Source organism: Marmoricola sp. URHA0025 HA25, from assembly GCF_054059435.1.
On record NZ_JBSSCD010000001.1, the window covers coordinates 2,212,274 to 2,234,007 of the forward strand.

The following is a 21,734-nucleotide window of genomic DNA, read 5'->3' on the forward strand; positions in this document are numbered from 1 at the left end:
CTGACCCTACCTGCCGCGGATCATCTGGCGGATCCGCTCCCAGCGCTCCTTCATCGCGGCCTCGGCGCCGAGGTTCGTCGGCCGGTAGTACTCGGCGTCGAGGACCACATCCGGGGCGTACTGCTGCTCGGCGATCCCGAACGGCGCGTCGTGCGAGTAGGCGTAGCCGACACCGTGCTCCAGCTTCTTCGAGCCGGCGTAGTGCGCGTCGCGCAGGTGCGGCGGCACGTGCCCGATCTTCCCGGCGCGGACGTCGGCAGTCGCCGCGTCGATCGCCTTGATCACCGCGTTGGACTTGGGCGCCAACGCCAGCTCGATCGTCGCCTGCGCGAGGTTGAGCCGGGCCTCGGGCATGCCGATCAGCTGCACTGCCTGCGCGGCTGCGACGGCGGTGGTCAGGCCGGAGGGATGGGCGAGCCCGACGTCCTCGCTGGCGAGGATCACCAGCCGCCGCGCGATGAACCGCGGGTCCTCGCCGGCCTCGATCATCCGGGCGAGGTAGTGCAGCGACGCGTCCACGTCGGAGCCGCGCACGGACTTGATGAAGGCGCTGATCACGTCGTAGTGCTGGTCGCCCTGACGGTCGTAGCGCACCGCCGCCCGGTCGACCGCCTTCTCGACCGTCGGCAGGTCGATCACGCCGCCAGAGGCGGCTCCCGCCGCGGCCTCCAGGTAGGTCAGCGACCGGCGCGCGTCGCCGCCGGCGAGGCGGACCAGGTGGTCGAGCGCGTCGTCGTCCATGGCCAGGCGGGCCCCGAGGCCGCGCTCGTCGGCCAGCGCCCGGCGTACGACCTCGCGGACGTCGTCGTCGGTGAGCGGCTCCAGGGTGAGGAGCAGGGACCTCGAGAGCAGCGGCGAGATCACCGAGAAGAAGGGGTTCTCCGTGGTGGCCGCGACCAGGGTGACCCAGCGGTTCTCGACGCCGGGCAGCAGCGCGTCCTGCTGCGCCTTGGAGAAGCGGTGCACCTCGTCGACGAAGAGCACCGTCTCCTGCCCCGTCGCCACCAGCCGGGCGCGGGCACCGTCGATCGCGGCGCGCACCTCCTTCACACCGGCAGAGACCGCGGAGACCTCGACGAAGACCCGGTCGGTCTGCGCCGAGAGGATGGCGGCGATCGTCGTCTTGCCCGTGCCCGGAGGCCCCCACAGCAGCAAGGACATCGGCTGGTCGCCCTCGATCAGCCGTCGCAGCGGCGAGCCCTCGGCGAGCAGGTGCTGCTGGCCGACGAGCTCGTCGAGGGTGCGCGGACGCATCCGCACGGCCAACGGCGCCGAGGCGTGGGCGTTGCCGGCCAGGGCACCGCCACCGGGCGCGGGCGCCGCCGGAGCGGCCTCGAAGAGCGCGTCGTCCACCTGGTCAGCCTACGGACGCCCTCCGACCGGTATCGACCGGCCGTGGAGCGGTCAGGTCTCGACGTGCACCAGGACCTCGTCGAGCATCCGCCCGAGGGCGCCCACGGCGACGGAGAAGTGGCCCTCGCCCTGCTCGAGGTGCGCGACGGCCCCCGGCAGGTGCTCGGCAAGCCACTCCCCGTGGTGGAACGGGACCATCAGGTCGTCACTCCCCTGCCACACGTACGTCGGCACGGTGATGGCGGCGAGGTCGAAGCCCCAGTCCCGGGCGAAGGCGAGGTCGTCGTCGATCCAGCCGTCCGGCACCTGGACGCCACCGACCATGTTGGCCACGGCGGCGGCACCGGCGTCGCTGGTCAGCACCAGCCGATCGACCTCGGGCAGCAACGTCGCGAGGTCACGCACCAGCGTCTCCGCGTCGGCGTCCTTCAGGGCCTCGCGGTGCTTGAGCACGAACGGGCGCAGCGCCTCCTCACCCTGGAGCGCGAGCTCGAACTCCTCGATGTTGTCCGCACCCATGCCGTCGAGGAATCCATCTCCGTACGGGCGGCACCCGGCGATGCTGATCACCGCCGCGACGCGATCCGGCAGCAGCGCCGCCGTCGCCAGCGCGTGCGGGCCGCCGCCGGACTTGCCCGCGACCAGGCAGCGGTCGACACCGAGGGCGTCGAGCACGTCCTCCATGTCGGCCGCCACGTCGCCGACGCTGCGGCCCTGGTTGCGTGTCGAGCCCTGCACCCCCGCCCTGCTGTAGGTGAGGAAGCGCAGGCCGCGGGAGGCGCACTCCGCCCGGCTCGCGGCAGCCTGCGACAGGCAGCCCGGCGTCCCGTGGTGGTACAGCAGCGGTACGCCGTCCGGTGGACCCGACACTGCGACCGCGAGCTCGCGGCCGTCCCGCAGCGTGACCGTGCGTTCCTCGACCTGGGTCATCTGGCTCCGGCCGTCAGCGGCCGTCACGCACCGGTCATCCGCTGGGACTTCAGGTCGAACCAGCGGTCCTGGAAGTCCGGCTGGTTCAGCTGGACCTCCGGTGTCGCGCCCTCGACCGGCGAGCCGTGCTCGTCGACCCCGCAGATGTCCATGGTGACCGGCTTCGGCGGCGCCTGACCGAGCTCGCCGGCGAAGTGGCAGGCGACCTTGTGCCGCGGACCGATCTGCAGCAGCGGTGGCTCGACCTTCGCGCAGATCTCGCGCGCAAGGGCGCACCTGGTCCGGAACCGGCAGCCCGAAGGAGGCAGGATCGGGCTGGGTACGTCACCCTCGAGCCGGATCCGCTCCCGGCGTCCACCGATCGCCGCCTGCTTCACGTCGGGCACCGCCGAGAGCAGCGCCTGGGTGTAGGGGTGGTGCGGACGGTTGTAGAGCGTCTCGCGGTCGGCGATCTCGACGATCTTGCCGAGGTACATCACCGCCACCTCGGGGCAGAAGTGGCGGACGACGGCCAGGTCGTGGGCGATGAAGAGGAAGCCGATCCCGAACTCGCGCTGCACGTCCTGGAGCAGGTTGATCACCTGCGCCTGGATCGACACGTCCAGCGCAGAGACCGGCTCGTCGGCCACCAGCAGCTTGGGCTGCAGCGTGAGGGCGCGGGCGATGCCGATGCGCTGGCGCTGGCCGCCGGAGAACTCGTGCGGGTAGCGGTTGTAGTGCTCGGGGTTGAGCCCGACGATCTCCAGCAGCTCCTGGACCCGCGGGAGGATCTTGTCCTTCGGCAGCACCTTGTGGATCTCCAGGGCTGCGCCCACGATCGCGCCGACGGTGTGCCTGGGGTTCAGAGAGGTGGCCGGGTCCTGGAAGATCATCTGGATCTCCCGGCGCAGCGGCAGCAGCTGCCGCTGGCTCAGGTGGGCGATGTCGTTGCCGTCGAACATGATCCGCCCGCCGGTCGGCTCGAGCAGCCGGGCGATGAGACGCCCGGTCGTCGACTTCCCGCAGCCCGACTCGCCGACGAGGCCCAGGGAGCCACCCTGCGGCACCTGGAACGAGACGCCGTCGACCGCCTGCACATGGCCGACGGTCCGCCGGATCAGGCCGTTGGCCTTGACCGGGAAGTACATCCGCATGTTCTCGACCGAGAGCACCTGCTTGGCGTTCGGGTCGAGGCGCGAGGCGGCGTGGGCCCGGCTCGTCTCGTGCTGGTGCTCCGCCACGGGCACGGGCACTCCGGTCTCCCTCTCACTCATGGCTGCTCCTCGACGATCGGGGAGATCTCCGGAAGGACCTCGGTCGCGTACACCTCGTCCGGGTTGGCGATGTGGCAGCGCTTCGTGTGGTTGCCACCCGCCTTCGCCGGGGTCAGGTCGGGCAGGGTGGTGCGGCACAGGTCGCCGGGCACCTTGTCGCGGTGGTCGCACCGCGGGTGGAACGGACAGCCCGAGGGCGGTGTGAGCAGGCTCGGCGGGTTGCCCCGGATCGGGATCAGCTTCGCGTCCGTGTCACCGACGACGTCCGGCACGCTGGAGAGAAGTCCCCAGGTGTAGGGCATCTCCGGGTGCACCAGGATCTCCTTGGTCGGGCCGTACTCGACCGCACGGCCGGCGTACATCACCAGGACGTCGTCAGCCATCTCGGCGACCACCCCGAGGTCGTGGGTGATGATGATGATCGCGGAGTTGAACTCGCGCTGCAGGTCCTGGAGCAGGTCGAGGATCTGCGCCTGCACGGTCACGTCGAGGGCCGTCGTGGGCTCGTCGGCGATCAGCAGCCCTGGGTCGTTGATCAGCGCCATCGCGATCATCGCCCGCTGCCGCATGCCGCCCGAGAACTGGTGCGGGTAGTCGTCGACGCGGCGGTCCGGCTGCGGGATGCCGACGCGCTCGAGCATCTCGATGGCCCGCGTCCGCGCCTGCTTCTTGCTGACGTCGTTGTGCACCCGGTAGGCCTCGGCGATCTGGTTGCCGACCGTGTAGTAGGGGTGCATCGCCGAGAGCGGGTCCTGGAAGATCATCGCGACCTCGCGCCCGCGCTTGCGCCGGATCGACTCGTCGTTGATCTTCAGCAGGTCGACCCCGTCGAGCAGGATCTCCCCGCTGACCTGGGCGTTGGTGCCGCGGTGCAGCCCCAGGATCGCCGAGCTCGACACCGACTTGCCGGAGCCGGACTCGCCGACGATGCCGAGCGTCTTGCCTCGCTCGACCTCGTAGGACAGACCCTCGGTGGCCTTGACCACGCCGTCCACGGTCTTGAAGTGCACGACAAGGTCGCGCACGGACAGAAAGCTCATGTCGTTATCTTCCTACCCGACCCGGACGCGCGGGTCGATGAAGGCGTACAGGATGTCCACGATGATGTTGGCCAGGATCACGAACGATCCCAGCAGGAGTACCAGTCCGACGATCGTCGGCAGGTCGTAGGTGGAGATCGAGTCGACGGCGAGCTTGCCGAGCCCGTTGTAGTTGAAGACCCGCTCGGTGATGATCGCGCCACCGAGCAACCCGGCGAGGTCGAGCCCGGCCATCGTGACCAGGGGCGTGAGCGCCGCGCGCATCGTGTGCTTGAAGAGGATCCGGCGCGGAGCCAGCCCCTTCGCCTTCGCCGTGCGCAGGTAGTCCTCGCCCATGGACTCCAGCACGAACGCGCGCGACATCCGGACGTAGCCGGCCATGAAGAACAGCGCGAGCGTGAGGCCGGGCAGGACGAGGTTCGTCATCCAGTTCCACACGCCGCCGTCGGCGATGCTGATGTAGTTCGGCACCGGGAAGAAGCCCCACTTGATCGCCAAAAACTTCAGCAGGAACAGGCCGACGAAGAACGTCGGGAACGCATAGAAGATCAGGCTGATGCCGACCAGGCCCCGGTCGATGATCGACCCCTTGGTCAGAGCGGCGATCACCCCCAGACCGACTCCGCCGACGATCCACATGATGAAGGCCATGATGGCCAGGGAGAACGACACCGGTATCCGGGTCTTGAGCAGGTGCGTGACGTTCTGGGTGTTCACCTTGGAGTAGCCCAGGCACGGCTTGGTGCAGTGCGAGATGAGGAACGGCGCGGACTTGCGCAGCGCCGGGTCGTCGGGGAAGTCGCGGCCCTTGAACACGCCGACAGCGAAGTTCTTCCACTGCTCGGGCCAGGGCTTGTCGTAGCCGAGACCCTTGCGCACCTGGGAGATCTGCTCGGGAGAGCAGATCTTGCCGCAGGCGAACTTCGCCGGGTCGATCGGCGTCGCGAAGAAGAGAGCGAAGGTGACGATGCTCATCGCGATGAGCATGATCACGCCGGCGAAGAGGCGCCGGACGATGTAGGCGAACATCTCGTACTACCACCTTGGAGGCCGTGGGGCCGCTCACGGACAGGACGTGACGGGATCGGCCGCCGCCGTCGTTGCATCGAGAAGAGGGCCGGGTTGGCGGCCCCCTCTCCGGGCACTGCTGGGTGGGCGACGGTGACGCCGCCCACCCAGCAGTCAATCAGTTGTGCTGCCGGTGCGTGTTACTGCACCGCGATCGGACCGAGGTCCGGGTACCCGTTCGATGCAGCGGTGTTCATGTAGTTCTTCACAGCCGATCCGCGCAGGAAGTAGAAGATCGCGGTGTCGATCGGGATGTACGCGACATCCTTCGCGAGCACCTTGTCCGCATCCTGCAGGACCCGGGTCTGCTCATCCAGGTCCGTTGCCGCCTGTGCCTGGTCGACGAGCGCGTTGAACTCGTCGCTCTTGTAGTGACCGTAGTCCTGACCGTTGGAGTTCTTGGTCAGGTTCGGACGGCTGTCGAACAGCGGTGCGGTCACCGTGATCGCGGACGGCCAGTCAGCACCCCAGCCGGCCCAGACGAGGTCTGCGTCCTGGCCCGGGTTCTGGATGTTGGTGTAGTAGACGTCCTGGTTGGCGACACCCTTCAGGGTGACCTTGAAGCCACCCTTCTCCCAGCCCTCCTTGAGCGCCGAGGCCTGCTTGTCAGCAGTCGGGGTGCTCGGGTAGGTGAAGGTCAGCGGGTACGGCGTCTGCACGCCGGCCTGCTGCAGCAGCTGCTTGGACTTGTCCGGGTCACCGGAGCCGCCCGGGAACAGGTCCTTGAGGTAGCCCTTCACCGCCGGGTTCACGATGTCGGTGGCCTCGGTGTAGGCCTTGTCGCCACCACCGGCCGCGACCCATGCGGTGTCGTCGGTCGAGGCTGCCAGAGCCTGACGGACCTGGAGGTTCGTCAGGCGGTTGAAGTTCGGCACCAGGTAGTCGGTGTACGGCGAGGTCACCGTGACCGACCGGTCGGCGATGTTGCCGGTGATCTGGCTGTAGTACGACGACGGGATCCGCGCCTCGGTGACGGCGGCCTTGTCCGCGCCGCTGTCAGCGATCAGCTGGTCGGTGATCTGCTCCGCGGTCTTGCCGATGTCGAAGGTGATCTTCTCCGGCAGGGCCTGACGGACCTTGGTCGAGTCGGTCGACGGGTCGTAGTTGTCGTTGCGGATCAGCGTGCCGCCCTTGTTCTTGTCCCACGTGCCGCCCTCGAGCTTGTAGGGGCCGTTGGAGAAGATCACGTAGTTCGACTTCTCGCCCTGGTCCTTGTCCTGGCGGTACGGGTCCATCATGTGCAGCGAGGCGATCGCCAGCGGGAAGTCCGCCCACGGCTTCTTGAAGTTGTAGGTGATCGTGCTGCCGTCGCAGGTGATGGCCTTGTCGAAGGCTGCCTTGCCGTCGGGCGTGCTGTTGTAGGGCCCGGTGTAGCTCGGCAGGTCGGTCTTCGGGTCGGTCGGGATGTCCAGGTAGGTCAGCAGGTAGTTCGGACCACCGGTGATCACGTCGGTCGCGAACACGCGCGAGGCGCCGTACTTGAAGTCCTCGCAGGTGACGGGCTTGCCGTCCTCCCACTTCGCGCCGTCCTTGACGGTGAACTTCCAGATCTTGCCGCCCTCGGACGAGGTGCCCGTGTCGGTGGCGAGGTCAGGGACCGGGGTGGTCGACTCCTGCACGTCCTTGGAGATCGGGAACGCCACCAAGCTGCGGTAGACCGTGCGGCTCCAGTTGGTGATGTCGCGGCCGATGTAGGTGCGCTGGGGGTCTGTGTGCTCGAGCGCCGAGCGGATGTAGTAGGTCAGGGTCCCGCCCTTCGACGCCCCTGACGTGCTACCCGAGCTCGACTTGTTGTTGTCGCTTCCCCCACCGCAAGCGGCGAGCGCGATCGACATCGACGCCGCGGCCAGGACCGCGAGCGCCTTCTTTCGATAGCTAGCCATTACCTCTCCTCCATTGTGTGTCGCGCCGAGTGTGGCGGCACATCCGGCAACGATGTGTTGCCGAAGTCTTCGTGGGTCATCGGTCGGCCTTCGGGTCGAGAGCGTCACGCAGGCCGTCACCGAGCAGGTTGAAGCTGACCACGATGATCGCGATCAGCAGAGCCGGGAAGAAGAAGTACGTGAAGTCGGCCACCGAGTAGTTGATCGAGTCGACCAGGACGTTGCCCAGGGTCGGCAACGGGGGCGGGATGCTCACGCCCAGGAAGGCCAGCGCGGCCTCCGCGGAGATGTAGGCCGGCATGGTGAGGGTGAACGACACCAGCACCGGCGCCCACAGGTTCGGCAGGATCTCGCGGAAGTACAGCCGCATCCGGGAGGCGCCCAGCAGCCTGGCGGCATCGACGAACTCACGCTCGCGGATGGACAGCACCTGGCCGCGGATCAGGCGGCAGATCGGTGGCCAGCCGAAGAGCCCGAGGACGAGCACCTCGTAGAAGCCGTTCGGCAGAGGGTCGGAGGCGGTCCCGGGGAGCGCCTTGGCCGAGAGCGCGACGCCGGTGGCCGACAGGGCCAGCAGCATCAGCGTCTGGGGGAACGAGAGCGTGAGGTCGACCAGGCGTCCGACCGCCGAGTCGACGAAGCCACCGGTGAACCCGGAGATGATCCCCAGGATGGTCCCCAGCACGATCGCGAGCAGGCTCGCGGTGAGCGCGATGGTCAGGGAGAACGTGATGCCGTACCACAGGCGGGAGAGCACGTCCCAGCCCGAGCCGGGCACGACACCCAGCGGGTGGGACCAGCTGATGCCCCCGAAGCTGCCCTTCGGGACGCTGCCCAGATTGGGGTCGAGGAGCTCCTGGTGGCCCTTGGTCGGCTTGAGGTAGCCCACCTTGACGAGGAGCGGTGCGAGGAGCGCACCGATGAGGTACGTCGCCACGATGACGAAGGCGACCATCGAGAGCTTGTCGCGGCGGAACCGCCCGATCGCCAGCTGGGTCGGAGACTTCCCGAGGACGGCCTCAGGGTCTGCCACGTCGATCGGAACCGTGGTCTCGAGCCGCTCCAGCTGTGACTCAGGCAGGGACATAGTCACCTCTCGTCGACGGATCCGGGTGGGGCCCGGCGGGGTCCCCCGAGATCGTCGAGAGCCTTCGCCGTCGGCGACTCTATGTGATCTGGACTGCATCGATGATCACTGTGGCGTAACGATCCAGTCACGACCCGAGGTGGCGGAATGCCGGTCGGTCAGCCCTTCGGCGCAACATCCTCCGCCGGACGGGCATCGACTCCGGCTTCCTTGCGCTGCTCCGGGGTGATGGGCGCGGGCGCCGAGGTGAGCGGATCGAACCCTCCGCCGCTCTTCGGGAAGGCGATCACGTCGCGGATCGAGTCCGCCTGCGCGAGCAGTGCGCAGATGCGGTCCCAGCCCAGCGCGATCCCGCCGTGCGGCGGTGCGCCGTACTTGAACGCCTCGAGGAGGAAGCCGAACTTCTCCTCGGCCTCGGCCTCACCGATGCCCATGACGGCGAAGACCCGCTTCTGGATGTCCTCGCGGTGGATCCGGATCGAGCCCCCGCCGATCTCGTTGCCGTTGCAGACGATGTCGTAGGCCCACGCGAGCGCGTTGCCGGGGTCCTGGTCGAACCCGTCGAGGTCCTTGGGGCTGGTGAACGCGTGGTGGACCGCGGTCCAGGCGCTGTAGCCGAGCGCGACGTCGCCCGACGCCTTCGCCTCGGCGGACGGCTCGAAGAGCGGCGCGTCGACGACCCAGAGGAAGCTCCAGGCGTCCTCGTCGATCAGCCCGCAGCGGTGCCCGATCTCCACGCGCGCCGCACCCAGCAGCGCGCGGCTGGAGCGCGGGTCGCCGGCACCGAAGAAGATGCAGTCGCCGGGGGCGGCGCCCACGTGCGCGGCCAGACCCGCCTTCTCCTCGTCGGTGATGTTCTTCGCGACCGGGCCACTGAGCTCGCCGTCGTCGCCGACCAGCACGTAGGCGAGCCCGCGGGCACCTCGCTGCTTGGCCCACTCCTGCCAGGCGTCGAGCTGCTTGCGCGGCTGGCTGCCGCCGCCCGGCATCACGACGGCGCCCACGTAGGGCGCCTGGAAGACGCGGAACGGGGTGTCCTTGAAGTAGTCGGTGCACTCGACGAGCTCCTGGCCCATCCGCAGGTCGGGCTTGTCGGAGCCGTAGCGTGCCATCGACTCGGCATAGGTCATCCGCGGCAGCGGGGTCGGTACGTCGTACCCGACCAGCTTCCACAGTGCGACCAGGATCTCCTCGGTCAGCGCGATCACGTCGTCCTGCTCGACGAAGCTCATCTCGACGTCGAGCTGGGTGAACTCGGGCTGCCGGTCGGCGCGGAAGTCCTCGTCGCGGTAGCAGCGGGCGATCTGGAAGTAGCGCTCCATGCCGGCGACCATCAGCAGCTGCTTGAACAGCTGCGGGCTCTGCGGGAGGGCGTACCAGCTGCCCGGCCGGAGCCGGGCAGGGACCAGGAAGTCGCGCGCACCCTCGGGCGTCGAGCGCGTCAGCGTCGGGGTCTCGACCTCGACGAAGTCGTGGTCTGTGAGCACGTCGCGGGCCGCCTTGTTCACCTTGCTGCGCAGCCGCAGCGCGGCGTTGGGCCCGGATCGGCGCAGGTCGAGGTAGCGGTGCTTGAGCCGGACCTCCTCGTTGACGTCGCCGCCCTTCGAGGAGGCCGCGTCGTCGATCGGGAACGGCAGCGGCGCCGACTCGCTGAGCACCTCGACGTCCGCGGCGATCACCTCGATCTCACCGGAGGGGAGGTTCGGGTTGGCGTTGCCCTCGGGACGGAGCGCCACGTCGCCGACGATCCGCAGGCAGTACTCCGCTCGCAGGTTGTGGGCGACCGCCTCGTCGCGGATGACCACCTGCACCACGCCGCTGGCCTCACGCAGGTCGATGAAGGCCACTCCCCCGTGATCGCGTCGCCGGGCCACCCATCCGGCGAGCGAGACGTTCTGGCCGACGTGCTCGGCGCGCAGTGCGCCGGCGTCGTGGGTGCGGATCACGGGAGTTGCTCCTCTTCGGTGGTCGTGCTGTTCGAGACTGTCGACACCCGGGGGTGCAGGTCTGCTTCGGGAGGCTGCCACGTCTGCAGGTCGGCCTCCACCTGGTTTCCGGAGCGGATGTCCTTGACCTCGTGCGGGTCACCCAGGAACCACACCCACGGGATGCCGCGGCGCTCGGCGTAGCGGATCTGCTTGCCGAACTTCTGGGCGCCGGCCGCGACCTCGCACGGCACGCCGCGCGCACGCAGGGCGGTCGCGACCACCTCGCTGGCCGCACGGGACTCCTCGTCGGCGACGGCGACCAGGACGGCGCTGGGCACCGGCCGGCTGCCCGCGAGCACGCCGTCGGCCATCAGCGGGATCAGCGTCCTGGAGACCCCGAAGGACACGCCGACGCCCGGGTAGGTCGAGCGGCCGTCGGAGGCCAGCGCGTCGTACCTGCCGCCGCCGCCCACCGACTTGAGCCGCTCGTAGCCGGACATGAAGATCTCCACGACGGTGCCGGTGTAGTAGTCGAGGCCGCGCGCGATGCGCAGGTTGGCCTCGACGGTCACCTTGTCCCGCTCGACGGCCGAGCAGCCCTCGACCACGGCGGCGAGCTCCGCCAAGCCCTCGTCGAGCAGGTCGTCCTGGACCCCGAGGGCGCGCACCGCGCCGACGAAGCTGGTGTCCGGCACCCGGATCGTCGCGAGCTCGAGGCAACGCTCCGCCTGGTCGGGCGTCGCGCCTGCCTCGCTCACCAGCAGCGCGGCCACCGACTCGGCCGGGAGCTTGTCGAGCTTGTCGATCGCGCGGATCGCGGCGGTGACGTCGGGAAGTCCGAGGCCCCGGTAGAAGCCCTGGATCAGCTTGCGGTTGTTGAACTGGAAGCTCACCGGGGGGACCGGCAGGGCGTCGAGCGCATCGACCATCACCCGCATCACCTCGACGTCGTGGTGGAACGGCAGCGAGTCCTTGCCCACGATGTCCACGTCAGCCTGGGTGAACTGGCGGTAGCGCCCCTCCTGGGGGCGTTCGCCGCGCCAGGCGGGCTGGATCTGGTAGCGGCGGAAGGGGAACTCGAGGTGCCCGGCGTGCTCGAGGACGTAGCGCGCGAAGGGCACGGTCAGGTCGAAGTGGAGCCCGAGGCCGGCGTCGCCCTCGCCCTCCCCCGCCTGGAGCCGGCGCAGCACGTAGATCTCCTTGTCGACCTCGCCGCCCTTGGCGAGCCGGTCGAGGGGCTCGACCGCACGGGTCTCGATGTTGGCGAAGCCGTGCAGCTCGAAGGTCCGCGACAGCGACGCGATCACCTGCCGCTCGACCACGCGGGCAGCAGGCAGCAGCTCGGGGAACCCGCTCAGCGGGGTGGGCCTGCTCATCCTCAGAGTCCCCGGGTGACGCGCGAGACGGTCGGGCCCTGGTCGTCGAGCAGCTCGAGCAGGAACGGGTTGGTCGCGCGCTCGCGCTCGATCGAGGTCTGCTCGCCGTGTCCGGGCAGCACCACCACGTCGTCGCGCAGGGTGAGCACCTTGTCGCGCAGGCTGCGCATCATCGCCTGGTGGTCACCGCCCGGCAGGTCGGTGCGACCGATCGATCCGGCGAAGAGGAGGTCGCCCGCGAACATGACCTCCGAGACTCCCGGAACCTCGATCCCGGAGCCTGTCGAAGGGTACGGCGTGCGGAAGGTGATCGACCCCGGGGTGTGGCCGGGCGTGTGGTCGACGGTGAACCCGATCCCGGCCAGTTCGATCGTCTGCAGGTCGGCGAGCTCCTCGACCCGGTCGGGCTCGGCGAAGGAGTACTGGCCGCCGATCATCATCGCGGCCGTCTCGCGGGACATGCCCGCCATCGGGTCGGAGAGCAGGTGCCGGTCGGCCGGATGCACGTACGCCGTCGCGTCGTACGTGCCCGCCACGGGGGCGACGCACCACATGTGGTCGACGTGCCCGTGGGTGACCAGCACGGAGACCGGCTTGAGGCGGTGCTGGCGGACCACCTCGTCGACGCCCTCGGCCGCGTCCTTGCCCGGATCGATCACGACGCACTCCGCGCCGGGACCGGTGGCCACGACGTAGCAGTTCGTGCCCCAGGGTCCGGCCGGGAAGCCTGCGATGAGCACGGATCTGTCTCCTGCGAGCGGATTGGGGGGCGAACGCGGCCCAGCCTACTGGCCCCGGGAGCGGCGCTCCGCATGCGTACGATGAACCCCGATCACCGACAGAGGGGTAACACGTGACCGCGCAGGGCAACGAGGGCGATTTCGGCCGCGTCGGCGAGGACGGCACCGTCTACGTCCGGGTGGGCGACGAGGAACGCCCCGTCGGGCAGTACCCGGAAGGGACCCCCGAGGAGGCGCTGGCCTTCTTCACCCGCCGCTACGAGGCACTCGCGTTCGAGGTGCAGCTGCTGGAGCAGCGGGTGCGCAGCGGTGCGATGGCCCCGGACGAGGCCACCGAGTCGATCAACCGGGTCTCCGCCCAGCTGGTCGAGCCGCACTGCGTCGGTGACATCAAGGCGCTCACCGGGCGCCTCGACGCGCTGAAGCCCGTGATCGGCCTGCAGCGTGAGAAGCGCCGTGAGGACCGCGCCCGCCGGATCGAGGAGGCCCGCGACCGCAAGGAAGCGATCGTCGCCGAGGCGGAGAAGATCGCGGCAGGTCGCGACTGGCGCAACGGCGCCAACCGGCTGCGCGACCTGCTCGCCGAGTGGAAGCAGCTGCCGCGGCTCGAGAAGGGCGCCGACGACGAGCTCTGGCACCGGTTCTCCACCGCGCGCACGACGTACACCCGGGCACGGAAGGTCCACTTCGCCGAGATGTCGGAGAAGCGGGACAGCGCCCGGGTCATCAAGGAGCGGCTCGCCAAGGAGGCCGAGGAGCTCGCGGACTCGACCGACTGGGGCGCCACCGCGTCGAGGTTCCGCACCCTCATGCAGGAGTGGAAGGCCGCGGGCCCGGCGCCGAAGGAGGTCGACGACGCGCTGTGGAAGCGGTTCCGCGGGGCCCAGGACGTCTTCTTCGCGGCGCGCGACGAGGCGAACGCCGAGATCGACCGCGAGTTCGCGGCGAACGCGGAGAAGAAGAAGGTGCTCCTGGAGGAGGCCGAGGCGCTCCTCCCGGTCACCGACCTCGGCGCAGCGAAGCGCGCGTTCCGCGACATCGCCGAGCGCTGGGACGCCGCGGGGAAGGTGCCGCGCGACCAGATCAAGGCCCTGGAGGCGCGGATCCGCAAGGTCGAGCAGGAGATCCGCGGCCTCGAGGAGGACCAGTGGCGCAAGAGCGACCCGGAGAAGTCCGCCCGCGCCGACGACATGGTGACCAAGCTGCGTGACGCGATCACCAAGCTCGAGGGTGACCTCGAGAAGGCGCGTGCTGGCGGGAACGAGAAGAAGGTCAAGGACCTCGAGGCCGACCTCGCCTCACGCCGCGCGTTCCTGGAGATGGCGGAGAGGACGGCGGCCGAGTTCGGCTGATCGCGAGCGGGCACAAACGCTGCGCCGGGGTGCGCCGAGAGGGCAGAAACGCTGCGCCGGAGTGCGCCGAGAGGGCACAAACGCGGCGACGAGGCGCGCTCAGCGGGCAGTTCTGCTGGATCGCCGGCTCTGCGCCCTGATCGCCGAGCGGGCACAAACGCCTCCGCCGCTTCGCTCCCCCGGACGTTTCAGCCCGCTCGACTCCCTACCGACTCACCCACCTGCGCGCCTTCGGCTGCTCAGTGGGTGACCCGGTAGGCGTCGAAAACCCCGTCGATCGAGCGCACCGCCTTGAGGATCGCGCCCAGGTGCTTCGGGTCGCCCATCTCGAAGGTGAACTTGCTCTTCGCCACCCGGTCGCGGCTGGTGCTCAGTGACGCGGACAGGATGTTCACGTGCTGGTCGGAGAGGACCAGGGTGATGTCGGAGAGCAGCCGGGCACGGTCGAGGGCCTCGACCATGATCTGCACGAGGAAGGTCGACTGCGAGGTCGGCGCCCACTCGACGTCGACCAGGCGCTCGGGCTGGCCGAGCAGCGACGCCGCGTTGGTGCAGTCGCGGCGGTGCACGGAGACCCCGGAACCCCGGGTGACGAACCCGAGGATCTCGTCGCCCGGCACCGGTGTGCAGCACTTCGCCAGCTTCACGAGTACGTCGGACGCACCCATCACGATCACTCCGGAGTCGCCCGCGGACTTCACCGGCCGACGCGGACGTGTGATCGTGACCGCCTCGGCGAGGTCCTCGGCGGCACCCTCCTCGCCGCCGTAGGTCTCGATGACCTTGCGGACGACCGACTGGGCACCGAGGTTGCCCTCGCCGACCGCGGCGTACAGCGCGGACACGTCGGCCAGGCGCAGGTCGTGGGCGACCTGGGTCAGCGACTCGTGGGTCATCACCCGCTTGAGCGGGACGCCCTCCTTGCGCATCAGCTTGGCGATCTGGTCCTTGCCCTGCTCGATCGCCTCCTCGCGGCGCTCCTTGGTGAACCAGTGCCGGATCTTGCTGCGCGCACGCGGCGACTTGACGAACGTCAGCCAGTCGCGGCTCGGGCCGGCGTTCGGCGACTTCGAGGTGAACACCTCGACCACGTCGCCGTGGTCGAGCCGCGACTCCAGCGGCACCAGCCGGCCGTTGACCCTCGCGCCGATCGTGTGGTGGCCGACCTCGGTGTGGATCGCATAGGCGAAGTCGACCGGCGTCGACCCGATCGGCAGCCCGATCACGTCGCCGCGCGGGGTGAACACGTAGACCTCGGCCGCGTTGATCTCGAAGCGCAGCGACTCCAGGAACTCGCCCGGGTCCTCGACCTCGTTCTGCCAGTCGAGCAGCTGCCGGACCCACGGCATGTCGCCCTGTCCCGCGTCGGTCAGCGACTTGTCGGTGTCGCGGCCCTCGTGGACGTCCTCCTTGTACTTCCAGTGCGCGGCGACGCCGTACTCCGCCCGCCGGTGCATCGCGAAGGTGCGGATCTGCATCTCGACGGGCTTGCCCTGCGGGCCGATCACGGTCGTGTGCAGCGACTGGTACATGTTGAACTTCGGCATCGCGACGAAGTCCTTGAACCGGCCCGGGATCGGGTTCCAGCGGTTGTGGAGCACGCCCAGCACGGCGTAGCAGTCGGCGTCGTTCTCCACCAGGATCCGGATGCCGACCAGGTCGTAGATGTCGGTGAAGTCGCGGCCGCCGTGGATCATCTTCTGGTAGATCGAGTAGTAGTGCTTCGGGCGGCCGGTCACCCGGGCCTTGACCTTGGCCACCTTCAGGTCTGCCTCGACCGCGTTGATCACCTGGCGCATGAACTGGTCGCGCGACGGTGCGCGGTCGGCGACCATCCGGACGATCTCGTCGTAGATCTTCGGGTGCAGCGTGGCGAACGCGAGGTCCTCGAGCTCCCACTTGATGGTGTTCATGCCGAGCCGGTGGGCCAGCGGCGCGAAGATCTCCAGCGTCTCGCGCGACTTGCGCTCCTGGGTCTCGGCCTTGACGTAGCGCAGCGTGCGCATGTTGTGGAGCCGGTCGGCCAGCTTGATCACGAGCACGCGGATGTCGCGGCTCATCGCCACGATCATCTTGCGGATGGTCTCGGACTGGGCGGAGTCGCCGTACTTGACCTTGTCGAGCTTCGTGACACCGTCGACGAGCACGGCGACCTCGTCGCCGAAGTCGGTGCGCAGCTGGTCCAGGGTGTACGGCGTGTCCTCGACCGTGTCGTGCAGCAGCGCAGCCACGAGTGTCGGCTCGGTCATGCCGATGTCGGCGAGGATCGTCGTCACCGCGAGCGGATGGGTGATGTAGGGGTCACCGCTCTTGCGCATCTGGCCGCGGTGCATCCGCTCGGCGGTGGTGTACGCGCGCTCGAGGAGAGCCAGGTCGGCCTTCGGGTGGTTGACGCGCACGGCGCGGAACAGCGGCTCCAGCTCGGGGTTCGGGCCCTGCTTGCTGGTGCCGATCCGGGCGAGACGCGCGCGCACCCCGCGGCCGCCGCTCGGTCCGACCGGTGCGACGGGATCGACGGTCCCGTCCTCGGGCAGGGTCGGGACCGGCTGCGTGGTCACCGGTTCCTCCGCCATTGAGACAGTCTAGGGCGGCCCGGTGCACGGACACGGTGGATCGTCAGATGGTCCGCAGTGCCGTCAGCGGCAGCTCGCCGAGAGCATCCCGGCCGTGCAGGAACGACAGCTCCATGAGCACCGAGATTGCGTGGACGGTCGCCCCGCACTTCTCCGCGAGCTGCGCCGTCGCGACCGCCGTGCCGCCAGTCGCGAGCACGTCGTCGACGAGCAGCACCCGCTCCCCCGGCGCCAGGGCATCGGTGTGCATCTCGAGGGTCTCCTCGCCGTACTCCAGGGTGTAGCTGACCGAGTACGTCGCGGCCGGGAGCTTGCCGGGCTTGCGCACCGGGATGAAGCCGACGCCGAGCGCCAGTGCCACGGGTGCGGCGAGGATGAAGCCGCGAGCCTCCATCCCGATCACCTTGTCGACCACCGTCGCGCCAGCGGCGTCGCGGCCGGCGTCGGCGAGCGCCTGGACCACCGCCGTGAACCCCTGGTGGTCGTCGAGCAGCGGGGTGATGTCCTTGAACACCACTCCGGGCTTCGGGAAGTCGGGGATGTCGCGGACCAGGCGGTCGATCATCGATCCGAGCCGGTCGCCCGACGACGTCATCGGGTCACTTCCCGCGCTTGGACCGCGGCTGCCGTGACGGCTGGCTGCGCTTCGCGGAGCCCGACTCGCGCACCGGCGACTTGGGGTTCGGGACCACCCGCCCGGAGCCGCTGGCCTCGCCCCCGGACCGGGGCGCCCGGAAGGGCGTGCGCGGGGCCGCGGGTGCGTCCGGGTCGCCGGCGTCGCTGCGGACACCGCCGGGCGGCTCGACGATCGGCATGTCCTCGGTGAACGACGGCACGTTCGCGTAGCGGTCGGCGTCGCGCTTGGCGCGGGCACGCGCACGGGAGTCCTGCTCGCTGATTGCCTTCTCGCGCGACTTCAGCTGCGCCACGAGGGGCGTCGCGATGAAGATCGAGGAGTAGGCGCCTGCAGCCATGCCGACGAACAGGGCCAGCGCGAGGTCCTTCAGCGCACCGGAGCCGAGCTGGAAGATGCCGACGTAGAGCAGGGCGCCGACCGGCAGCAGCGCGACGATCGAGGTGTTGATCGACCGGACGAGCGTCTGGTTGACCGCGAGGTTGGCCAGCTCGGCGTACGTCTTGCGGCTCTGCCGGACGTCCTTGGTGTTCTCGCGCACCTTGTCGAAGACCACGACGGTGTCGTAGAGCGAGAAGCCGAGGATCGTCAGCACGCCGGTCACCGTCGCCGGGGTCACCTCGAACCCGGAGAGGGCGTAGACGCCGACCGTGATGATCAGGTCGTGGGCGAGCGCGACCATGCCGCCCACCGACATCTTCCACTCACGGAAGTAAGCCCAGATGAACAGCATCACGAAGATCAGGAAGACGATCAGGCCGGTGATCGCGCGGTCCCTGACCTGGGAGCCCCAGCTGGCGCCGACCTCGTCGGTGTTGATCTCTGCCTTGCTGAGTCCCGGGACCTTCTGGATCGCGGCGATGACCTTGTCGGTGTCGTCGCTGGACATCTCCTCGGTCTCCGCCCGGATGGCGGTGGTGCCCGAGGTGGTCACCGTCGGCGACTTCGCCTCGGGGAAGCCCGTGCCGGCGATCGCCTCGCGCACCTTGTCGGCGTTGGCCTGGGTGACCGCCGAGTGCGGGACCGAGATCGTGTACTCCACGCCGCCCTCGAACTCGATGCCGAGGTTCAGGCCCTTGAAGAAGAGCCCACTCGCCGCGGCGAGGACGATCACCCCGGAGATGGCGTACCAGAGCCACCGCCGCCCGACGAAGTCGATCGAGACGTCACCCTCGTAGAGCGCGTTGCCCAGCCTGCTGTAGCGGCCCATCAGGCTGCCCCTCCGGTGAGCTGCGGCTGTCGGTGCCCTGGCTCGTCGATCCCGAGGGTCTCCGGCGACAGGCCGGAGTAGCGGGAGCCGGAGCTGAAGAACTGGCGCCTGGCGAGCAGCGTGACCATCGGCTTGGTGAAGAAGAAGAAGACGACCACGTCGATCACCGTGCTGATGCCCAGTGCGAACGCGAACCCGCGCACGACGCCGATCGCGAAGATGTAGAGCACGACCGCGGCGAGGAACGACACGGTGTCCGCTGCCAGGCAGGTGTTCCGCGCGCGGACCCAGCCCGCCTCGACCGCGACCCGCATCGACTTGCCTGCGCGCATCTCGTCACGGATCCGCTCGAAGTAGACGATGAACGAGTCCGCCGTGATGCCCACGGCCACGATGAGGCCCGCGATGCCGGGCAGCGTCAGCGTGAAGCCGGCCGCCTTCGCCAGCACGAGCACCGTGGCGTAGGTGATCAGGCCGGCCACCACCAGGGAGGCGATCACCACCAGCCCCAGACCGCGGTAGTAGAGCAGGCAGTAGATCATCACGATCGCGAGGCCGATGATGCCGGCGACGATGCCCGCGGAGAGCTGGCTGCCCGCCAACGAGGGGCCGATCACCTCGACGCTCGGGTCGTCGGCGAACCGGACCGGCAGCGCGCCGTACTTGAGCGAGGTGGCCAGGGACCGCGCCTCGGACTCACTGAACGAGCCGGTGATCTCGGCGTTGCCGTCGAGGATCGGGCTGTTGACCCCGGCGTAGGAGATCACCTGGCCGTCGAGCACGATCGCGAACTGACCGCCGTTGTTGTAGAGCGCGCGGGTCGCGTCGCCGAAGGCCTTGCGGGCGCTGCTCTTGAACGACAGCTGGACGGCCCAGGCGGTGCTCGACTGGGGGATGCCGTAGCCGGCGCTCTTGAGCTGGGTGCCCTCGATGATCGGCTTGGAGAGCAGGAACTTCGCACCCTTGTCGTCGCAGGTGATGAGCGGCGTCTTGGGGTCGTCGACGACGGTGGTCGAGGCGCTGGCGGGCGGGCAGGTGTATGCCGCGAACTTCGCCGTCCACTCGTCGCCGGGATCCTGCGCCCACGCGATCGGGTCGTCGACCGAGGCGCCCTTCGCGGTCGTCGCGGGAGCAGTCGGCGTCGCGGTCGGAAGCGTCGGGGTCGCCGTCCCCGTCGGGGTCGGGCTGGGAGTCGGCGTCTTCTTGGCGTAGTGCGGCCCGACGCGCGGCTTCGGCGTCGCCGTGCCGGCCGTCGTCGGCGCGGAGGGGCTCGCCGTCCCGGTGGGCGTGCCCGTCGGCGACCCGGTCGGGCTCGCGGAGGGGGTCGTGGTCGCCGGCCGGCCGGGCGCCGGCCCGGCCGCGAGAATCCGGAAGCGGAGCTGGGCGGTGCGCTTCACCGCGTCGACGAGGCTCTTCCGGTTCTTGCCCGGGATCTCCACGACGATGTTCTTGTTGCCCTGCACCGTGACGCTGGACTCGCTGACACCGTTTCCGTTGACCCGCTGGTCGATGATGTTGCGCGCCTGCGACAGCTTGGTCTGGCTCGCTCCCGAGACGGCGGTCAGCGTGATCCGGGTGCCGCCCTCCAGGTCGAGGCCCAGACGCGGCTTCGCGGTGCCGCCGAGCGCGGCGAGCCCGTAGAGCACCGCCACGGCGATGAAGAAGATCAACAGGGTGCGTCCCGGGCGGGACGTCTTCTTGGCCACGGTCCTGCGTCTCCTCAGTCTTCTTCGGTCATACGGTCGGGTGCGTCGGCCGCCTGGTCGGCAGCGACGTCCTGGCTTGCGTCGGTCGCGCGTCGTACGACGACCTGGCGGGCCGCGGTGACCACTACTCCGGGGGCGATCTCCAGCCTCACCCGGTCGCCCTCGAGCGCCGTCACGGTGCCGAAGACGCCTGCCGAGATGATCACCTCGTCACCCACGGCCAGCTCTGCCTGCAGGCGGGCAACCTGGCGCTGCTGCACCCGGGCCGGACGCATCACGATCGCCCAGAACCCCAGGAGGGCGAGGACGATCACCAGCAGCTGCAGCTCGGACGACACAGGGAGGACTCTCGGTTCGGGTACGGGGGTCGGAAGTGGTGCACGCCACAAACAGGCAGGCACGCCACCGCCGGTGAAGTGTAACGGCCGGGGACCGTGGGAGCAGACCGGGCGGGGCCCTGCCCCGCCCGCGGCAGTGCTCAATCGGTGTCGAAGAGCGCCTCGTCGGCACCGAAGGGCGCCCCCGCGGGAGCGGTGAGGCCCAGGTGCGCCCAGGCGGCCGGCGTCGCGACCCGTCCGCGCGGCGTACGGGCGAGCAGGCCGGATCGGACCAGGAACGGCTCGGCGACCTCCTCCACGGTCTCGCGCTCCTCGCCGACGGCGACGGCGAGCGTGCTGATGCCGACCGGCCCACCGCCGAAGCGGGTGCAGAGCGCGGACAGCACCGCGCGGTCGAGCCGGTCGAGGCCGGACTCGTCGACCTCGAAGAGGTCGAGGGCCCGGCGGGCTGTCTCGAGCGTCACGACGCCGTCACCGCGGACCTGCGCGTAGTCGCGGACCCGGCGCAGCAGCCGGTTGGCGATCCGCGGGGTGCCGCGGGACCGCGACGCGATCTCCGCGGTGCCATCCGGCCGGGCCTGTACGTCGAGCAGGCCGGCCGAGCGCCGCACGATCTGGTCAAGCTCCTCGGGCTCGTAGAACTCCAGGTGGGCGGTGAAGCCGAACCGGTCGCGCAGAGGACCCGGCAGCAGCCCGGCGCGCGTGGTCGCGCCGACGAGCGTGAACGGGGGGATCTCCAGCGGGATGGCGGTGGCGCCGGGGCCCTTGCCGATCACCACGTCGACGCGGAAGTCCTCCATCGCGAGGTAGAGCATCTCCTCGGCGGGCCGGGACATCCGGTGGATCTCGTCGACGAACAGCACGTCGCCGTCGTTGAGGCCGGAGAGGATCGCGGCCAGGTCGCCGGCGTGGGTGATCGCCGGGCCCGACGTGAGTCGCAGCGGGCTGGACATCTCGGCGGCGATGATCATCGCGAGGGTGGTCTTGCCGAGCCCGGGCGGTCCGGAGAGCAGCACGTGGTCGGAGGTCCGGCCCCGCGCCCGCGCCGCCTCGAGGACGAGCGAGAGCTGCTCGCGGACACGCTGCTGGCCGATCACCTCGTCGAGCGAACGGGGCCGCAGCGCAGCCTCCACGGCACGCTCGTCGGGGTCGGCGCCGAGCTCGGTCAGCGACTCGGTGCGCCGCTCGAGGTAGGCGAGCTCCGCGTCGTCGAGGGCGGAGTCGTGGTGCGGCGGGTCGTGGCGAAGGTCGTCGGCCATCGGC

The 21,734-nt window shown here is 69.6% G+C and carries 17 protein-coding genes; 1 reads left to right on the plus strand and 16 read right to left on the minus strand.

The window, feature by feature from the left end:
- Positions 1-6 precede the first annotated feature (6 nt).
- From ACVW00_RS10850 to ACVW00_RS10895, 10 genes are all read right to left on the minus strand, one after another.
- Positions 7-1,353 (minus strand): replication-associated recombination protein A, encoded by a 1,347-nt coding sequence (locus tag ACVW00_RS10850; RefSeq protein WP_457110908.1) that lies wholly within the window; start codon positions 1,351-1,353, stop codon positions 7-9.
- 51 nt (positions 1,354-1,404) lie between these two features.
- Positions 1,405-2,310 carry an alpha/beta fold hydrolase gene (locus ACVW00_RS10855; RefSeq protein ID WP_457110909.1) on the minus strand — a complete coding sequence of 302 codons (906 nt, stop codon included), beginning with the start codon at positions 2,308-2,310 and terminating at the stop codon, positions 1,405-1,407.
- Complete coding sequence (locus ACVW00_RS10860; protein ID WP_457110910.1) at positions 2,307-3,536, minus strand: ABC transporter ATP-binding protein; 1,230 nt, start codon at positions 3,534-3,536, stop codon at positions 2,307-2,309. The genes ACVW00_RS10855 and ACVW00_RS10860 overlap by 4 nt, the downstream gene beginning before the upstream one ends.
- Positions 3,533-4,576, minus strand: a complete 1,044-nt coding sequence (locus ACVW00_RS10865) for an ABC transporter ATP-binding protein (RefSeq protein WP_457110911.1) — start codon at positions 4,574-4,576, stop codon at positions 3,533-3,535. Before ACVW00_RS10865 ends, ACVW00_RS10860 begins: the two co-directional genes overlap by 4 nt.
- Before the next feature lie 12 nt (positions 4,577-4,588).
- The gene (locus tag ACVW00_RS10870; protein ID WP_457110912.1) at positions 4,589-5,605 is read right to left on the minus strand and encodes an ABC transporter permease; all 1,017 of its coding nucleotides are present in this window, start codon (positions 5,603-5,605) and stop codon (positions 4,589-4,591) included.
- Between the two features lie 179 nt (positions 5,606-5,784).
- Entirely contained in the window at positions 5,785-7,527 is a 1,743-nt protein-coding gene (locus tag ACVW00_RS10875; protein WP_457110913.1) for an ABC transporter substrate-binding protein, read from the minus strand.
- 76 nt (positions 7,528-7,603) lie between these two features.
- Positions 7,604-8,614 (minus strand): ABC transporter permease, encoded by a 1,011-nt coding sequence (locus tag ACVW00_RS10880; protein ID WP_457110914.1) that lies wholly within the window; start codon positions 8,612-8,614, stop codon positions 7,604-7,606.
- A gap of 158 nt (positions 8,615-8,772) precedes the next feature.
- Positions 8,773-10,560, minus strand: a complete 1,788-nt coding sequence (aspS, locus tag ACVW00_RS10885; protein WP_457110915.1) for an aspartate--tRNA ligase — start codon at positions 10,558-10,560, stop codon at positions 8,773-8,775.
- On the minus strand, positions 10,557-11,918 hold the full coding sequence (hisS, locus tag ACVW00_RS10890) for a histidine--tRNA ligase (RefSeq protein ID WP_457110916.1): 1,362 nt from the start codon (positions 11,916-11,918) through the stop codon (positions 10,557-10,559). The genes aspS and hisS overlap by 4 nt, the downstream gene beginning before the upstream one ends.
- A gap of 2 nt (positions 11,919-11,920) precedes the next feature.
- On the minus strand, positions 11,921-12,658 hold the full coding sequence (locus ACVW00_RS10895) for an MBL fold metallo-hydrolase (RefSeq protein ID WP_457110917.1): 738 nt from the start codon (positions 12,656-12,658) through the stop codon (positions 11,921-11,923).
- A 113-nt stretch (positions 12,659-12,771) separates the two neighbouring features.
- Here ACVW00_RS10895 and ACVW00_RS10900 point away from each other — a divergent pair, with 113 nt between their 5' ends.
- Positions 12,772-14,010, plus strand: a complete 1,239-nt coding sequence (locus ACVW00_RS10900) for a DUF349 domain-containing protein (protein WP_457110918.1) — start codon at positions 12,772-12,774, stop codon at positions 14,008-14,010.
- A 239-nt stretch (positions 14,011-14,249) separates the two neighbouring features.
- Here ACVW00_RS10900 and ACVW00_RS10905 read toward each other — a convergent pair whose 3' ends face one another.
- The 6 genes from ACVW00_RS10905 to ruvB all read right to left on the minus strand — a co-directional run bounded on the left by ACVW00_RS10905 (position 14,250) and on the right by ruvB (position 21,730).
- Positions 14,250-16,583: a RelA/SpoT family protein gene (locus ACVW00_RS10905; RefSeq protein ID WP_457110919.1), complete on the minus strand. Its 2,334-nt coding sequence runs from the start codon at positions 16,581-16,583 to the stop codon at positions 14,250-14,252.
- Positions 16,584-16,626: 43 nt separating this feature from the next.
- Positions 16,627-17,178: an adenine phosphoribosyltransferase gene (locus ACVW00_RS10910; protein WP_457110920.1), complete on the minus strand. Its 552-nt coding sequence runs from the start codon at positions 17,176-17,178 to the stop codon at positions 16,627-16,629.
- Between the two features lie 4 nt (positions 17,179-17,182).
- Positions 17,183-18,427: a protein translocase subunit SecF gene (gene secF, locus ACVW00_RS10915; protein WP_457110921.1), complete on the minus strand. Its 1,245-nt coding sequence runs from the start codon at positions 18,425-18,427 to the stop codon at positions 17,183-17,185.
- The gene (gene secD, locus ACVW00_RS10920) at positions 18,427-20,133 is read right to left on the minus strand and encodes a protein translocase subunit SecD (protein WP_457110922.1); all 1,707 of its coding nucleotides are present in this window, start codon (positions 20,131-20,133) and stop codon (positions 18,427-18,429) included. Before secD ends, secF begins: the two co-directional genes overlap by 1 nt.
- Before the next feature lie 14 nt (positions 20,134-20,147).
- A complete protein-coding gene (yajC, locus tag ACVW00_RS10925; RefSeq protein ID WP_457110923.1) occupies positions 20,148-20,471 on the minus strand; it encodes a preprotein translocase subunit YajC in 324 nt (107 codons plus the stop codon).
- A gap of 140 nt (positions 20,472-20,611) precedes the next feature.
- Positions 20,612-21,730, minus strand: coding sequence for a Holliday junction branch migration DNA helicase RuvB (ruvB, locus tag ACVW00_RS10930; protein ID WP_457110924.1), 1,119 nt, complete (start codon positions 21,728-21,730; stop codon positions 20,612-20,614).
- Positions 21,731-21,734: the final 4 nt, after the last annotated feature.

What these genes read in the sequence shown, in the direction of transcription:
- ruvB (WP_457110924.1), bottom strand. Translation starts at nt 21,730, where the DNA reads ATGGCCGACGACCTTCGCCACGACCCGCCGCACCACGACTCCGCCCTC.
- ACVW00_RS10875 (WP_457110913.1), bottom strand. Translation starts at nt 7,527, where the DNA reads ATGGCTAGCTATCGAAAGAAGGCGCTCGCGGTCCTGGCCGCGGCGTCG.
- ACVW00_RS10870 (WP_457110912.1), bottom strand. Translation starts at nt 5,605, where the DNA reads ATGTTCGCCTACATCGTCCGGCGCCTCTTCGCCGGCGTGATCATGCTC.
- ACVW00_RS10905 (WP_457110919.1), bottom strand. Translation starts at nt 16,583, where the DNA reads ATGGCGGAGGAACCGGTGACCACGCAGCCGGTCCCGACCCTGCCCGAG.
- hisS (WP_457110916.1), bottom strand. Translation starts at nt 11,918, where the DNA reads ATGAGCAGGCCCACCCCGCTGAGCGGGTTCCCCGAGCTGCTGCCTGCT.
- ACVW00_RS10910 (WP_457110920.1), bottom strand. Translation starts at nt 17,178, where the DNA reads ATGACGTCGTCGGGCGACCGGCTCGGATCGATGATCGACCGCCTGGTC.
- secF (WP_457110921.1), bottom strand. Translation starts at nt 18,427, where the DNA reads ATGGGCCGCTACAGCAGGCTGGGCAACGCGCTCTACGAGGGTGACGTC.
- ACVW00_RS10865 (WP_457110911.1), bottom strand. Translation starts at nt 4,576, where the DNA reads ATGAGCTTTCTGTCCGTGCGCGACCTTGTCGTGCACTTCAAGACCGTG.
- ACVW00_RS10860 (WP_457110910.1), bottom strand. Translation starts at nt 3,536, where the DNA reads ATGAGTGAGAGGGAGACCGGAGTGCCCGTGCCCGTGGCGGAGCACCAG.
- ACVW00_RS10880 (WP_457110914.1), bottom strand. Translation starts at nt 8,614, where the DNA reads ATGTCCCTGCCTGAGTCACAGCTGGAGCGGCTCGAGACCACGGTTCCG.